We start from the raw sequence: 15,871 nt of genomic DNA, 5'->3' as shown, positions 1-15,871 counted from the left end.
GCCCGCAACCGGTCTGGTCTGTCTCGACCAAGGTGCGCAGTTTAGCGCGACAGGCGCGAATTTCGAGGCTGTTTTTCATTTGCAGGCGATTAAATGCCACCGTTTGCAGGCCCGCTCTGTCAGCGGCTTGACAGCATCGGCTATGATAGCGGCTTTGTTTTGTCAGGCCTTTCGTTCCGGCCACGCACTTGTACGTTCAAGGATCCTATGAGCAAGCCCACTGTCGACCCTACCTCGAATGCCAAGACCGGCCCTGCCGTGCCGGTCAATTTCCTGCGCCCGATCATCCAGGCGGACCTGGACTCGGGTAAGCACACGCAGATCGTCACCCGTTTCCCGCCTGAGCCCAACGGCTACCTGCACATTGGTCACGCCAAGTCGATTTGCGTGAACTTCGGCCTGGCCCAGGAATTTGGCGGCGTCACGCACCTGCGTTTCGACGACACCAACCCGGCCAAGGAAGACCAGGAATACATCGACGCGATCGAAAGCGACATCAAATGGCTGGGCTTCGAATGGTCCGGTGAAGTGCGCTATGCCTCGCAGTATTTCGACCAGTTGCACGACTGGGCCGTCGAGCTGATCAAGGCCGGCAAGGCCTACGTCGATGACTTGAGCCCGGAACAAGCCAAGGAATACCGTGGCACCCTGACCGAGCCGGGCAAGAACAGCCCGTTCCGTGACCGCTCCGTGGAAGAAAACCTCGACTGGTTCGCCCGCATGAAGGCCGGCGAATTCCAGGACGGCGCACGCGTGCTGCGGGCCAAGATCGACATGGCCTCGCCGAACATGAACCTGCGCGACCCGATCATGTATCGCATCCGTCACGCGCACCACCACCAGACCGGTGACAAGTGGTGCATCTACCCGAACTACGACTTCACCCACGGTCAGTCGGACGCCATCGAAGGCATCACCCACTCGATCTGCACCCTGGAGTTCGAAAGCCATCGTCCGCTGTACGACTGGTTCCTGGACGCGCTGCCAGTGCCGGCGCACCCGCGTCAGTACGAATTCAGCCGCCTGAACCTGAACTACACCATCACCAGCAAGCGCAAACTCAAGCAACTGGTCGATGAAAAGCACGTGTTTGGCTGGGACGACCCGCGCATGTCCACGCTGTCGGGCTTCCGCCGTCGTGGCTATACGCCAGCGTCGATCCGTAACTTCTGCGACATGGTCGGTACCAACCGTTCCGACGGCGTGGTGGATTTCGGCATGCTCGAGTTCAGCATCCGTCAGGACCTGGACCAGAACGCTCCGCGCGCCATGTGCGTGCTGCGTCCGCTGAAAGTTGTGATTACCAATTACCCGGAAGACAAGGTCGATCACCTCGAACTGCCACGTCATCCGCAGAAAGAAGAGCTGGGCGTGCGCAAGCTGCCGTTCTCCCGTGAAATCTACATCGACCACGATGACTTCATGGAAGAGCCGCCAAAAGGCTACAAGCGCCTGGAGCCGAACGGCGAAGTGCGTCTGCGCGGCAGCTACGTGATCCGCGCCGACGAAGCGATCAAGGACGCCGATGGCAACATCGTCGAACTGCGTTGCTCCTACGACCCGGAAACCCTCGGCAAGAACCCTGAAGGCCGCAAGGTCAAAGGCGTGGTGCACTGGGTGCCGGCAGCGGAAAGCGTCGAGTGCGAAGTGCGCCTGTACGATCGTCTGTTCCGTTCGCCGAACCCTGAAAAGGCTGAAGACAGCGCCAGTTTCCTGGACAACATCAACCCTGACTCGCTGCAAGTTCTCACTGGTTGTCGTGCTGAGCCTTCGCTGGGCAATGCACAGCCGGAAGACCGTTTCCAGTTCGAGCGCGAAGGTTACTTCTGCGCGGATATCAAGGACTCGAAACCGGGCGCTCCGGTATTCAACCGTACCGTGACCTTGCGTGATTCGTGGGGCCAGTGATTCAAGGAAACAATTAAAGTGTTAACGATCTACAACACGCTCACCAAGAGCAAAGAAGTCTTCAAGCCTCTGGATGGCAACAATGTGCGCATGTACGTCTGCGGGATGACCGTGTACGACTACTGCCACATTGGCCACGGCCGCAGCATGGTCGCGTTCGACCTGGTGACCCGCTGGTTGCGGTTCAGCGGTTATAACCTGACCTATGTGCGCAACATCACCGACATTGAAGACAAGATCATCAATCGGGCCAAGGAGAACGGCGAGCCGTTCGACGTGCTGACCGAGCGCATGATCACTGCGATGCACGAGGACGAGGCGCGCCTCAATATTCTCAAGCCGGACATGGAACCGCGGGCCACCGATCACATCGCGGGCATGCAGAGCATGATCCAGACCCTGATCGACAAGGGTTATGCCTACGCCCCGGGCAATGGCGACGTGTACTACCGCGTCGCCAAGTTCATGGGCTATGGCAAGCTGTCGCGCAAGAAAATCGAAGACCTGCGCATCGGCGCGCGGATCGAAGTCGACGAGTCGAAACAGGACCCGCTGGACTTCGTGCTGTGGAAAGGCGCCAAGCCGGGCGAGCCGAGCTGGCCTTCGCCGTGGGGCGACGGTCGTCCGGGCTGGCACATCGAGTGCTCGGTGATGTCGACCTGCTGCCTGGGCGAGACCTTCGACATTCATGGCGGCGGCAGTGACCTTGAGTTCCCGCACCATGAAAACGAAATCGCCCAGAGCGAAGCGGCCACCGGCAAGACCTACGCCAACGCGTGGATGCATTGCGGCATGATTCGCATCAATGGCGAGAAGATGTCCAAGTCCTTGAATAACTTCTTCACCATTCGCGACGTGCTGGAAAAGTACCACCCGGAAGTCGTGCGTTACCTACTGGTGTCGAGCCACTACCGCAGCGCGATCAACTATTCGGAAGACAACCTCAAGGACGCCAAGGGCGCACTCGAGCGTTTCTACCACGCGTTGAAAGGCCTGCCGAGCGTGGCGCCGGCTGGCGGCGAAGCGTTTGTCGAGCGTTTCACCCAGGTGATGAACGACGACTTCGGCACGCCGGAAGCTTGCGCGGTGCTGTTCGAGATGGTTCGTGAGATCAACCGTCTGCGCGAGAGCGATCTCGATGCAGCGGCGGGTCTGGCAGCGCGCTTGAAAGAACTGGCGAGTGTGCTGGGTGTGTTGCAGCTCGAAGCCGATGATTTCTTGCAGGCTGGCGCTGAAGGCCGGGTTGATGCGGCTGAAGTGGATGCGCTGATTGCTGCGCGTCTGGCAGCTCGTGCCAACAAGGACTGGGCCGAATCCGACCGCATCCGCGACCAGCTCACCGCCATGGGCGTAGTGCTGGAAGACGGCAAGGGCGGTACGACCTGGCGTTTGGCTGACTGATAGCTGCGCTTGTTACAAACAAAACCCGCCTAGTGCGGGTTTTTGTTTGCCTTAAGATCAAAAGATCGCAGCCTTCGGCAGCTCCTACAGGATTGGGTTCGTCCACAATTACACGGCGGGCACAAACCTGTGTAGGAGCTGCCGAAGGCTGCGATCTTTTGATCTTCGCCGTTAACCTTCCAACTGCCGCAACCGCTTGTAAAGGGTATTCCGGCTAACCCCCAACCGCCGCGCCAGATGCGAAATATTCCCCCCCGCCGCCTGCAACAGCCGATTCAAATCCTGCGCATCATTCAAATCCACCGCCAACGGCTCTGCGGGTTCCACCGGTTCCATCTCCAGATCGACAAAAAAATCATCCGGCAAATGCTCAGGCTTGACCGGTTGTTCCTCGGCCATGGCCAGCGCCACCTGCATCACGCTGCTGACCTGCCTTAGATTCCCCGGCCATGGATGTCGGCTGAACAACTCCATCACTTCACGGCTCAACCAGGCCCATTGCGACGGCTCGCGATGTTGCTCCCACAAACGCTTGAACAGCGCCTGTTTGTCGCTGCGTTCCCTTAACGGTGGCAGTTCCAGGGTCAAGCCGCCGATCCGGTAATACAAGTCTTCACGAAACCGCCCCAGTTGCACCTGTTCGCGCAACGAGCGGTTGGTCGCCGAAATAATGCGGATGTCCACCGGGAACAACTCGCTGCTGCCCACCGGTTGCACGCAGCGCTCCTGCAACACCCGCAACAGCCGTGCCTGGGTCGGCAGCGGCATGTCGCCGATTTCATCGAGGAAGAGCGTGCCTTTGTCAGCCTTGCGGATCAGCCCGATGCTGCCTTTCTGGTTGGCGCCGGTGAACGCGCCTTTCTCGTAGCCAAACAGCTCGGACTCGACCAGTTCGGCGGGGATCGCTGCACAGTTGACGGCGATAAACGGTTGTTTGCTGCGGGAGCTGGCCTGGTGCAGGGCTTTGACGAAGACTTCCTTGCCGACCCCGGTTTCGCCGTGGATCAGCAGCGGAATGTCTTTCTCCAGCAAGCGCTCGGCCTGACGCACGGCTTTTTCCACGCGGCTGTCGCCGAAATGCAGGGTGTTCAGGCTGATAGCGGTTGGCGGTGTTGCAACACTTGGCTCAGTAAACACTCTAGCCTGAATCGGCGCCTGTTTCGGCCGCTTCAACAGGCACTGGAAACGGTTGCGCCCGGACGCTTGCAGGGCAAACGGCAAACCATCCGGCTGGTTCAACAACTCCAGCAACGACACCTTGAACAGACTTTCCACGCTGACCCGCGACAAGCTGATGCCCAGCAGATTGTCAGCCCGGCGATTGGCCGACAGCACTTGCCCGGTCTCGTCGAAAATCAGCAACCCGGCCCATTGGCTGTCGAGGTTGTTCAATCCGGTGTTGAAGGTCAGTTGAAAATGCTGGCCATGGAACAGGTTGAGGATCAGCCGGTTCTCCACGGTCTGGCTCATCATCTTGACCATGCCCAGGGTGTGGGACGGCGGCAGGTAGCTGTCGCTGGACACGTCGAGCACCGCAATCACCTTGCGCTCGGCATCGAAAATCGGTGCGGCGGAGCCGGTCATGAAGCGGTTGGCTTTCAGGAAGTGTTCATCGTGCTCGATATGCACCGCTTGCTCGCAGGCCAAGGCAGTGCCGATCGCGTTGGTGCCGCTGCAACGTTCCATCCAGCTCGCCCCGACGCTGAAACCCCGGGTCAGGCTTGGCTCGATAAACCGTTGGGTGCCCCAGGACGTGAGCACTTGGCCTTGGTTGTCGGCGAGCATGATCAGGCAATTGGAGTTACTCAGGATGTTCTCGTAATACGGCAGGACTTCCTGATGGGTGGTCTGCACCAGGGAATGCTGGCTCTCCAGCAACTGCGCGATGCCGTCGGCCGGCAACTGATCGAAGGTCGGCACGCTGTGGTGATTGAGACCGAACGCGCGGCAGCGGGACCAGGAGTCCTGAATGATGGCGTCATGGGAGAGCGGCGAGGCGGGTACGGCCATGGCAGTCGATCTCTGAGCAGAGCTTTTATTGTTTTTATGGTTACTTCTGTTGCCCACGATCCCCCGTAGGAGCTGCCGAAGGCTGCGATCTTTTGATCTTGATCTTTGCAATCCTCACGGACGCCAGGATCAAAAGATCGCAGCCTTCGGCAGCTCCTACGGGGACCGTAAACGGTCTGTAGAGTGTTGTTCACTATTGTTCATTGTCAACCGCCGAAGTGTTCAGTTGTTCAGCCGCAACTGTTCATTTCTGTTCAGCAACGAACGCGGTTTTCCGCTATTTCCAAGGATTTTCAAACCAGATCAATCACTTGTGATTTCTGGCACGAATGTCGCTCTATCGCTACGGTCGCTTGACTCCAAATAATAAAAAAGGCCGAGCCATGTCATTAACCCTGGAGCACGTCAGCCGTACCGTCGAGGGCCAGATCTGGATCGACGATGCGTGCCTTGTTTTCGAACCTGGATCCTTCAACGTTTTGCTCGGGCGCACGCTGTCCGGCAAAACCAGCCTCATGCGCCTGATGGCCGGCCTGGACAAGCCCGACAGCGGGCGCATCCTGATGAACGGCGTCGACGTCACCCAGCGCCCAGTGCGTCTGCGCAATGTGTCGATGGTCTATCAGCAGTTCATCAACTACCCGACCATGACGGTGTTCGAGAATATCGCCTCGCCGTTGCGCCAGGGCGGTGTGTCGAACGAGGTGATCCAGAGCAAAGTGCTGGAAACCGCGAAGATGCTGCGCATCGAGAAATTCCTCCAGCGCCATCCGCTTGAATTGTCCGGCGGTCAGCAACAACGCACGGCGATGGCCCGGGCGCTGGTCAAGGATGCCGAGCTGATCCTGTTCGACGAACCGCTGGTCAACCTCGACTACAAACTGCGCGAAGAACTGCGTCAGGAAATGCGCGAGTTGTTCAAGGCGCGGCACACCATCGCTATCTACGCCACCACCGAACCCAACGAAGCCCTCGCGCTCGGCGGCACCACCACGATTCTGCATGAAGGTCGGGTGATCCAGAGTGGCAAGTCCTCCGAGGTCTATCACCAGCCGCAAACGGTGCTGGCGGCAGAGTTGTTCTCCGAGCCGCCGATCAACCTGATGCCGGGGCGCATTGCCGGCAACGAAGTCAGTTTCGCGAATTTCGTGCACTTCCCGCTGAACGTTGATCTGCGCCCGGTGGGCGAGGGCGAGTTCCGCTTCGGCGTACGTCCGAGCCACATCTCGCTGGTGCCGAGTAACGACGATGACCTGGAACTCGCGGTGACCGTTGAGGTGGCCGAGATCAGCGGTTCGGAAACTTTCCTGCATGTGCGCAACGAGCATTTCCTGTTGGTCCTGCACTTGCCGGGCGTCCACGAATACGACGTTGATGCGCCGATCCGCATCTATATCCCGACCCATAAACTGTTCGTCTTCGATATGCAGGGGCGGCTGGTCCAGGCGCCCGGTCGCCGTATCGCGAGGGTTGCCTGATGGCCGAAATTCGTTTGCAGAACCTCGCCCACAGCTACACCCGCACCCCGAGTGGGCCTGAGGACTACGCGATTCGCGAGATGGACCACATCTGGGAGCAGGGCGGTGCTTATGCGTTGCTCGGGCCGTCGGGATGCGGGAAGTCGACCTTGCTCAACATCATTTCCGGGTTGCTCAGCCCGTCCCAGGGGCAGGTGCTGTTCGACAGCAAAGTCGTCAACGACCTGACTCCGGAGAAACGCAACATCGCCCAGGTTTTCCAGTTTCCGGTGGTCTACGACACCATGACGGTGTTCGACAACCTGGCTTTCCCGCTGCGAAATCAGGGCATGGGCGAGGCGAAAATTCACAGCAAGGTGCAGGAAATTGCCGAGGTCCTCGACCTCCAGGCACTGCTGAGCAAAAAGGCGCGCAACCTCACCGCCGATGAAAAACAGAAAGTCTCTATGGGCCGCGGACTGGTGCGCGATGACGTCTCGGCGATCCTCTTCGATGAGCCGCTGACGGTGATCGACCCGCACCTGAAGTGGAAGCTGCGGCGCAAGCTCAAGCAGATCCATGAGCAGTTCAACATCACCATGGTCTACGTCACCCATGATCAGCTCGAAGCCTCGACCTTCGCCGACAAGATCGCAGTGATGTACGGCGGGCAGATCGTGCAGTTCGGCACGCCACGGGAATTGTTCGAACGGCCGAGCCACACCTTTGTCGGCTATTTCATCGGCAGCCCGGGGATGAACCTGATCGACGTGCAGCCGCAGCCCGGTGGTGTCGGTTTCGCCTCGACGCACTTGCCGCTGTCCGACGCGATGCAGAAACAAATCGCCGAGTCCGAGTGGAAAAGCCTGAAGGTCGGTATCCGTCCGGAATTCGTTCACGTGTGGGACGAACCGTTTGATGACGCGATGCAGGCACAGGTCGTACACATCGAAGACCTTGGCACCTACAAGATCATGACCCTGAACCTCGATGGCGTGCCGCTGAAAGTGCGCCTGGCGGAAGACAAACCGGTGCCCGAAGGCACGGCCTACATCAGCTTCCCGGCGCAATGGTTGATGGTGTATGCGGACGACTATCTGGTGGAGGTGCAGCCATGAACAAGGTGCAAAACAACAAGGCCTGGTGGCTGGTCCTGCCGGTGTTCCTGCTGGTGGCGTTCAGTGCGGTGATCCCGATGATGACCGTGGTCAACTACTCGGTGCAGGACATTTTCGACCAGTCCAGCCGCTACTTCGTCGGCGCCGACTGGTACAAGCAGGTGTTGCTCGATCCACGCTTGCATGACTCATTGCTGCGCCAGTTCATCTACTCCGGCTGCGTGTTGCTGATCGAAATCCCGCTGGGCATCGCCATCGCCCTGACCATGCCGACCAAGGGCCGCTGGTCGTCGCTGGTGTTGATCATCCTGGCGATTCCGCTGCTGATCCCGTGGAACGTGGTCGGCACCATCTGGCAGATTTTCGGTCGGGCGGACATCGGTTTGCTCGGTTCCAGCCTGAATGCCATGGGCATGAACTACAACTACGCGTCGAACACCATGGACGCCTGGGTCACGGTGCTGGTGATGGACGTCTGGCACTGGACTTCGTTGGTGGCGCTGTTGTGCTTCTCTGGGTTGCGGGCGATTCCGGACGTGTACTACCAGGCGGCGCGGATTGATCGGGCGTCGTCCTGGGCGGTCTTCCGACATATCCAGTTGCCCAAGCTCAAGAGCGTGCTGTTGATCGCGGTGATGTTGCGCTTCATGGACAGTTTCATGATCTACACCGAGCCGTTTGTGCTGACCGGCGGTGGACCGGGGAATGCCACGACCTTTCTGAGTCAGACCTTGACCCAGATGGCCGTAGGGCAATTCGATCTTGGCCCGGCGGCGGCTTTCTCGCTGGTGTACTTCCTGATCATCCTGTTGGTGTCCTGGCTGTTCTATACCGCCATGACTCACTCTGACGCCAACCGCTGAGGCCCATCATGAGCAAGAGAAAGCTGATTCCGTTGCTGATCTACATCCTGTTCCTGCTGGTGCCGATCTACTGGCTGCTGAACATGTCCTTCAAGAGCAACACCGAAATCCTCAGCGGCCTGACGCTGTTTCCGCAGGATTTCACCTTCGCCAACTACAAGGTGATCTTCACCGACCCGAGCTGGTACACCGGTTACCTCAACTCGTTGTACTACGTGAGCCTGAACACGGTGATTTCCCTGAGCGTGGCGCTACCGGCGGCCTATGCGTTCTCGCGGTATCGCTTCCTCGGCGACAAGCACCTGTTCTTCTGGCTGCTGACCAACCGCATGGCGCCACCGGCGGTGTTCCTGCTGCCGTTCTTCCAGCTGTATTCCTCGATCGGCTTGTTCGACACCCACATTGCGGTGGCGCTGGCGCACTGCCTGTTTAACGTGCCGTTGGCGGTGTGGATCCTCGAAGGCTTCATGTCCGGGGTGCCCAAGGAAATCGACGAAACCGCCTACATTGATGGCTACAGTTTTCCGAAGTTCTTCGTGAAGATCTTTGTGCCGTTGATTGGCTCGGGGATCGGGGTGACGGCGTTCTTCTGCTTCATGTTTTCCTGGGTCGAGTTGCTGCTGGCGCGGACGCTGACGTCGGTCAATGCCAAGCCCATCGCGGCGGTGATGACCCGCACGGTCTCGGCGTCCGGTATCGACTGGGGCGTGTTGGCAGCGGCGGGGGTGTTGACCATCCTGCCGGGCATGCTGGTGATCTGGTTTGTTCGCAACCACGTGGCCAAGGGCTTTGCCCTGGGTCGGGTCTGAGGAGCTGATGATGGAATGGATGAGTTGGACCACCCCCACCGCGGCGTTCTTCATCGCCATTGGCCTGATCCTGGTGGGCATGACCACCTGGGAATTGCGTTCGCCAAGCATTCTTCGCCGTGGTTTGTTACCGATTGCCACCACCCGTGGCGATCGCTTGTTTATCGGTCTTCTCGGCAGCGCCTACCTGCATTTGCTGGTAATCGGCGTCACCGACTGGAGCATCTGGGTCGCGTCCGCGTTGTCCCTGGTGTGGCTGTTGGCTGTGATGCGTTGGGGCTAGTCGAATCGCTCGGCAATGTTGCTCCGAAACTTTAACAGGAGGTCTTATGTTCGATAAAAACAATAAGCTGCGACATAGCATTTCATTGGCGGCCATGCTGGCACTCAGCGGTTTGAGCGCATCTGCCTGGGCCGATGCGTACGAAGACGCGGCGAAAAAGTGGATCGGCAGCGAATTCAAACCGTCCACCCTGACGGCCGATCAGCAGCTCGAGGAATTGAAGTGGTTCATCAAGGCTGCCCAACCGTTTCGCGGGATGGACATCAAGGTCGTTTCGGAAACCCTGACCACTCACGAATATGAGTCCAAGGTGCTGGCCAAGGCCTTTACCGAAATCACCGGGATCAAGGTAACCCACGATTTGCTGCAAGAAGGCGACGTGGTGGAAAAGCTGCAGACCGTGATGCAGTCGGACAAGAGCATTTATGACGGCTGGGTTAACGACTCGGACCTGATCGGTACGCACTTCCGTTACGGCAAGACCGAATCGATCACCGACCTGATGGCCAACGAAGGCAAGAACTTCACTTCGCCGACCCTGGACATCAAGGACTTCATCGGCATTTCCTTCACCACTGCGCCGGACGGCAAGATCTATCAACTGCCTGACCAGCAGTTCGCCAACCTCTACTGGTTCCGCGCCGACTGGTTTGAACGGCCGGAGCTGAAAGCCAAGTTCAAGGAAAAGTACGGTTACGAATTGGGCGTGCCGGTGAACTGGTCGGCCTATGAAGACATCGCCAAGTTCTTCAGCGAAGACGTCAAGGAAATCGACGGCAAGCGCATCTACGGGCACATGGACTACGGCAAGAAAGACCCGTCCCTGGGCTGGCGCTTCACCGATGCCTGGTTCTCCATGGCCGGTGCCGGTGACAAAGGCTTGCCTAACGGCTTGCCGGTGGACGAGTGGGGGATTCGCGTCGAGGACTGCCACCCGGTCGGTTCCAGTATCACCCGTGGCGGCGACACCAATGGCCCGGCGGCGGTCTATGCAACGCAGAAATACGTCGACTGGCTCAAGGCTTACGCGCCACCAGAAGCGGCGGGCATGACCTTCTCCGAATCCGGCCCGGTGCCGTCCCAAGGCAACATCGCGCAACAGATCTTCTGGTACACCGCGTTCACTGCCGACATGACCAAACCGGGCCTGCCGGTGGTGAATGCCGATGGCACGCCGAAATGGCGCATGGCGCCGTCCCCGCGCGGCCCGTATTGGGAGGAGGGCATGAAACTGGGGTATCAGGACGTGGGTTCCTGGACGTTCATGAAGTCCACGCCTGAGAAACAAAAACTCGCGGCTTGGTTGTACGCGCAGTTCGTGACCTCGAAAACTGTGTCGCTGAAGAAAACCATCGTTGGCCTGACACCGATTCGTGAGTCGGACATCAACTCGCAAGCCATGACCGACCTCGCACCGAAACTCGGTGGCCTGGTGGAGTTCTACCGCAGCCCGGCCCGCGTGCAATGGACCCCGACCGGGACCAACGTGCCGGACTACCCACGTTTGGCGCAACTGTGGTGGAGCCACATCGCCGAAGCGGCCAGCGGCGAGAAAACCCCGCAACAAGCGCTCGATGGTCTGGCCAAGGATCAGGATGCCATCATGACGCGGCTTGAACGCTCCAAGGTGCAACCGGTGTGCGGGCCGAAAATGAACCCGGAACGGGATGCGCAGTACTGGTTTGATCAGCCAGGTGCACCGAAGCCGAAACTGGCGAACGAGAAGCCTAAAGGTGAAACCGTGAGCTACACCGAACTGCTGAAATCGTGGGCGGATGCGCGTAAGTAAGCGGCTGTAATGTGAAAGGCGAACGGCACCGGAAGGTGCCGTTTTTATTGGTGTCTGATAGACCGCCATCGCGAGCAAGCCCGCTCCCACAGGGGATCTGTGGTGGACACGTTATGTGTGAACAACCCCGAACCCCCTGTGGGAGCGGGCTTGCTCGCGAAGAGGCCCTGGGAGTCGACAATGTTTTTGCAGTTGGAGTACATATCCATTCCTGCGGTAACGGCGACTTAGGGTTTCGCCCTTATGGCGACTCACTTTTTTTTCAAGCGCCAAAAAAAAGTAAGCAAAAAAAGGCTCGCCCCGAGCGTCCGGCCCCTCGCTTAGGCTCGGCGTTCCATCGTTCCGGTATTCATCTGGGGGCATCGCCTACGGTCGGCTTCGCTTCGACCTCCTCTCGATGTGTTCGACTGCGTCGAACGGCGCTGCGCGCCCCCCCCCAGATGAACACCTCCACTCAGCCTCCCGAAGGGGCGGGTAGAGCAAGATCAAGGGCAGGCGAGCTAACGCTCGGCCTTGAGTGGTGAGGTGCGGTGCGGTGCATGCTGCTCTGCTTTTGATTTTGTAGGAGCAAAGCTTGCTCGCGATGGCGGTCTGACAGCTGCCCGGTCTTTCGCAGATGTACATTGTCCGATTTTGGGAGGGCTTACTCGTGGGAAGGCGCTCTAGGCACCCGGTTTTTCCGCTGATGAACCTTGTGATATAGGCGCTGGATAGCTGGGTCTGGAGCAGGGGACTCATCCTTGAGTGCCTTCAAAAGCATTGAGTGTGTCGTCCGGCAGCGGTGCATCCAGGTCTTCAGGAAGAATCAGTTTGTCTTTCATTGCACCAATACGCGGACAACAAGGTTTACTCAAAGGTATCAGGCGCTTGGTAGCCCAAGCTTCTACGGCCTCTACCGATTCGGAGAAAATCTCACGCTTCATTTTTTGATCTCTCTCGATATTCAATCGCCGAACTTAACGGTAAATGCCTTGAGTTGGATGTCAGCCGTTTCCTACTGCCGCGCAGGCATTTTCCGAGAGAGGGGAGAGCAATAAGATCAAAAGATCGCAGCCTTCGGCAGCTCCTACAGACGGTGGTCAACACGCGATGTCCGGGTAGGCGTCGCTTGTGTAGGAGCTGCCGCAGGCTGCGATCTTTTGATCTTGAAACCCATAAACGCAAAAACGGCACCCGAAGGTGCCGTTTCTGTTTTCTACCTATTACCGCTACACAATCAACCCGCCAACCCGGCCTGCTGAACCAGCACCAGCAAAGGTTGCGGATACAGACCCAGGAAGAACGCGAGTGCGGCGATGGCCAGCAGCATCACGCCGCCTGCACGTTGTTCCCAGTGCAGTTGCGCATCGTGGCGACGCAGGTTTGGCTCGATCAGGTAGAGGGTGACCATGACGCGCAGGTAGTAGAAGACGCCGATGGCGCTGCCCAGTACCAGGGAGCCGACCAGCCACCATTGGTGCGACTCGACGCCGGTGGCGATGATGTAGAACTTGCCGATGAAGCCTGCGGTCAGCGGGATGCCGGCCAGGGACAGCATCATCACGGTCAATACGGCGGTCAGGTACGGACGGCGCCAGAACAGGCCGCGGTATTCGTACAGGGCATCCGCGTCACGGCCGTTGTACGGCGAGGACATCAGGGTGATCACGCCGAACGCGCCCAGGCTGGTGATCACGTAGGTGACCAGGTACACGCCGATGGCTTCCACGGCCAGACCCTTGCTCGCCACCAGGGCGATCAGCAGGTAGCCGAAGTGAGCGATGGACGAGTAACCCAGCAGACGCTTGAGGTTGCTCTGGGTCAGTGCCAGCAGGTTACCGAACAGGATCGACGCAATGGCGATGATGGTCAGTACGTCGCTCAGCACACCGCTGCTTGCCGCTGGGGAGATCTGGAACAGGCGCACCATCACCGCGAACACCGCGACTTTGGACGCGGTCGCCAGGAACGCTGCAACCGGTGCTGGAGCCCCTTCGTAAACGTCCGGGGTCCAGAGGTGGAACGGTACCAGCGACAGCTTGAACGCCAGGCCGATCAGCATCATGCCCAGGCCCATTTGCGCCAGCGAGCTTGGCAGGCCAGTCGCGGCCAGTGCTTGACCGATACCGACGAAGCTCAGGCTGCCGGAGTCGGCGTAGAGCAGGGCCATACCGAACAACAGGAACGCGGAACCGGCGGCCGACAGCACCATGTACTTGATACCGGCTTCCAGCGAGCGCTTGTTGAAGAAGGCATACGCCACCAGACCGTAGACCGGCACCGACAACAGTTCCAGACCGATGAACAACCCGGCCAGGTGTTGCGCGCTGACCAGAACCAGGCCACCAGCGGCGGCCATCAGGATCAGCAGGTACAGTTCTTCGCGGTTGCCCGGGTAACCCGAACCGCCATCGCCGAGGTAGGCGTGGGCGAGGGTCACACAAGCGAGGGTGGCGACCAGAATCAGCGCCATGTACAAGCAAGCGAAGTTATCGATCTGCAGCAGTGGGGTCACGGCCAGGGGCGCGACTTTCAAGGCTGGCAGGATCGACAGCAACGCCAGGTTCAAACCCGCCACGGAAATCAGGAAGGTCTGCGAGTGGTTGCGGCGCCAGGCGATGGCCAGCATCACCACGATGATCGTGGCGGTGGTGATCAACAACGGCGCGAGCGCGATAAAGTGTTGAGTCGTGAATTCCATAGCGCTCTTACCGGGCCGAAGCGAGTTGAGTGAAGGCGGTACCGAGCCACTGCTGCACGCCATGCATCGTCGCGGCAGAAGTGTCGAGGAACGGCTGCGGGTACACGCCGATGTAAATCAGCAGCGCCGCCAGGCCGAGCACCATGATCAGTTCGCGACCATCCATGCCATGCAACACCGCGTCCGACTTGGACGGGCCGAAGTAGGCACGGTGGATCATGATCAGCGAGTAGACCGAACCGAACACCAGGCCCGTCGTTGCGATCGAGGTGATCCACGGCGCAGCGGCGAAGGTGCCGATCAGGATCAGGAACTCACCGACGAAGTTACCGGTACCCGGCAAGCCCAGGGAAGCAGCTGCGAAGAACAGGCTGATGGCCGGCAGGTAAGCGATCTTCGACCACAGGCCACCCATTTCACGCATGTCGCGGGTGTGGGTGCGTTCGTACAACTGACCACTGAGGATAAACAGTGCCGCCGCCGACAGACCGTGCGCCAGCATCTGCATCACCGCGCCCTGCAGCGCCAGTTGGCTGCCGGAGTAGATGCCGATCAACACGAAGCCCATGTGGGACACGGAGGAGTAGGCGATCAGACGCTTGATGTCGGTTTGTGCGAAGGCCAGGAACGCACCGTAGAAGATCCCGATCAGACCGAGGGTCATGGCGATCGGCGCAAATTCGGCCGAAGCGTTCGGGAACAGCGGCAGGGCGAAACGCAGCAGACCGTAGGCCGCCGTCTTCAACAAGATACCGGCCAGGTCGACCGAACCCGCTGTAGGTGCCTGGGCGTGAGCGTCAGGCAACCAGGAGTGGAACGGCACGACCGGCAGTTTCACCGCGAAAGCGATGAAGAAGCCGAGCATCAGGATGTACTCGGTGGTGAGTGACATCTTGGTTTTCAGCAGGTCGGCGTAGTTGAACGTGATCACGCCGGTGCTGTTGAAGTTGACCAGCACCAGGCCCAGGATCGCCACCAACATGATCAGGCCGGAAGCCTGGGTGAAGATGAAGAACTTGGTCGCCGCGTAGATCCGGGTTTTCTTGCCGTCCGAAGAACTGTGACCCCAGAGCGCGATGAGGAAGTACATCGGCACCAGCATCATTTCCCAGAAGAAGAAGAACATGAACAGGTCGAGGGCGAGGAACACGCCGACGACACCGCCAAGGATCCACATCAGGTTCAAGTGGAAGAAACCGACGTGACGCTGGATCTCTTTCCACGAGCAGAGTACCGAGAGGATACCCAGCAAACCGGTCAGCAGGATCATCAGCAGCGACAGGCCGTCGAGGGCCAGGTGCACGCTGATGCCGAAGCGCTGGATCCAGATGTGCTTGAACTCAAGCGCCCAGACCGGATCGGCGCCAGGCGCCGGAGCAAATGAATAATTACCGTGGGCCCACAGCCAGAGGCCGAGTGCGAGTTCCAGGGTCATGGTCAACAGCGCAATCCAGCGGGGGAGGGTAGCGCCGAAGCGCTCACCCATCCAGCACAGCAGGCCGCCGATGAAGGGGATCAGGATTAGCCAAGGCAGAATCATGACGGGCTCAATT

General features: G+C 59.2%; 12 protein-coding genes. 8 read left to right on the top strand and 4 right to left on the bottom strand.

The window, feature by feature from the left end:
- The first annotated feature begins 207 nt into the window (after positions 1–207).
- Complete coding sequence (locus tag LOY68_RS20765) at positions 208–1,908, top strand: glutamine--tRNA ligase/YqeY domain fusion protein (RefSeq protein ID WP_054614113.1); 1,701 nt, start codon at positions 208–210, stop codon at positions 1,906–1,908.
- Positions 1,909–1,926: 18 nt separating this feature from the next.
- On the top strand, positions 1,927–3,309 hold the full coding sequence (cysS, locus tag LOY68_RS20760) for a cysteine--tRNA ligase (protein ID WP_054053706.1): 1,383 nt from the start codon (positions 1,927–1,929) through the stop codon (positions 3,307–3,309).
- A 171-nt stretch (positions 3,310–3,480) separates the two neighbouring features.
- On the opposite strand, the gene LOY68_RS20755 is transcribed toward cysS, so the two are convergent.
- Positions 3,481–5,319 carry a sigma-54-dependent Fis family transcriptional regulator gene (locus LOY68_RS20755; RefSeq protein WP_265039496.1) on the bottom strand — a complete coding sequence of 613 codons (1,839 nt, stop codon included), beginning with the start codon at positions 5,317–5,319 and terminating at the stop codon, positions 3,481–3,483.
- 383 nt (positions 5,320–5,702) lie between these two features.
- Here LOY68_RS20755 and LOY68_RS20750 point away from each other — a divergent pair, with 383 nt between their 5' ends.
- The 6 genes from LOY68_RS20750 to LOY68_RS20725 are packed head-to-tail and all read left to right on the top strand — an operon-like array spanning position 5,703 to position 11,638.
- A complete protein-coding gene (locus tag LOY68_RS20750; RefSeq protein ID WP_054053702.1) occupies positions 5,703–6,797 on the top strand; it encodes an ABC transporter ATP-binding protein in 1,095 nt (364 codons plus the stop codon).
- On the top strand, positions 6,797–7,894 hold the full coding sequence (locus LOY68_RS20745; RefSeq protein ID WP_265039495.1) for an ABC transporter ATP-binding protein: 1,098 nt from the start codon (positions 6,797–6,799) through the stop codon (positions 7,892–7,894). Before LOY68_RS20750 ends, LOY68_RS20745 begins: the two co-directional genes overlap by 1 nt.
- Positions 7,891–8,757 carry a carbohydrate ABC transporter permease gene (locus LOY68_RS20740; RefSeq protein WP_163913756.1) on the top strand — a complete coding sequence of 289 codons (867 nt, stop codon included), beginning with the start codon at positions 7,891–7,893 and terminating at the stop codon, positions 8,755–8,757. Before LOY68_RS20745 ends, LOY68_RS20740 begins: the two co-directional genes overlap by 4 nt.
- Before the next feature lie 8 nt (positions 8,758–8,765).
- On the top strand, positions 8,766–9,566 hold the full coding sequence (locus LOY68_RS20735; protein WP_046047472.1) for a carbohydrate ABC transporter permease: 801 nt from the start codon (positions 8,766–8,768) through the stop codon (positions 9,564–9,566).
- Positions 9,567–9,576: 10 nt separating this feature from the next.
- Positions 9,577–9,849, top strand: a complete 273-nt coding sequence (locus LOY68_RS20730; protein WP_054053694.1) for a DUF2160 domain-containing protein — start codon at positions 9,577–9,579, stop codon at positions 9,847–9,849.
- A gap of 46 nt (positions 9,850–9,895) precedes the next feature.
- Entirely contained in the window at positions 9,896–11,638 is a 1,743-nt protein-coding gene (locus LOY68_RS20725) for an extracellular solute-binding protein (protein ID WP_265039494.1), read from the top strand.
- 734 nt (positions 11,639–12,372) lie between these two features.
- Here the strand turns inward: LOY68_RS20725 and LOY68_RS20720 are convergent.
- The 3 genes from LOY68_RS20720 to nuoM form a co-directional block, all read right to left on the bottom strand.
- Positions 12,373–12,561 carry a hypothetical protein gene (locus tag LOY68_RS20720; protein WP_265039493.1) on the bottom strand — a complete coding sequence of 63 codons (189 nt, stop codon included), beginning with the start codon at positions 12,559–12,561 and terminating at the stop codon, positions 12,373–12,375.
- A gap of 293 nt (positions 12,562–12,854) precedes the next feature.
- Positions 12,855–14,318 (bottom strand): NADH-quinone oxidoreductase subunit NuoN, encoded by a 1,464-nt coding sequence (nuoN, locus tag LOY68_RS20715; protein ID WP_054053690.1) that lies wholly within the window; start codon positions 14,316–14,318, stop codon positions 12,855–12,857.
- 7 nt (positions 14,319–14,325) lie between these two features.
- Positions 14,326–15,858, bottom strand: a complete 1,533-nt coding sequence (gene nuoM, locus LOY68_RS20710; protein ID WP_163913764.1) for an NADH-quinone oxidoreductase subunit M — start codon at positions 15,856–15,858, stop codon at positions 14,326–14,328.
- Positions 15,859–15,871 lie beyond the last annotated feature (13 nt).

Source organism: Pseudomonas sp. B21-053 (genome assembly GCF_026016365.1).
GTDB classification, from domain to species: domain Bacteria; phylum Pseudomonadota; class Gammaproteobacteria; order Pseudomonadales; family Pseudomonadaceae; genus Aquipseudomonas; species Aquipseudomonas nunensis.
Note: the sequence above shows the minus strand (reverse complement) of the source record. Positions and strands in the feature narration are given on the sequence as shown.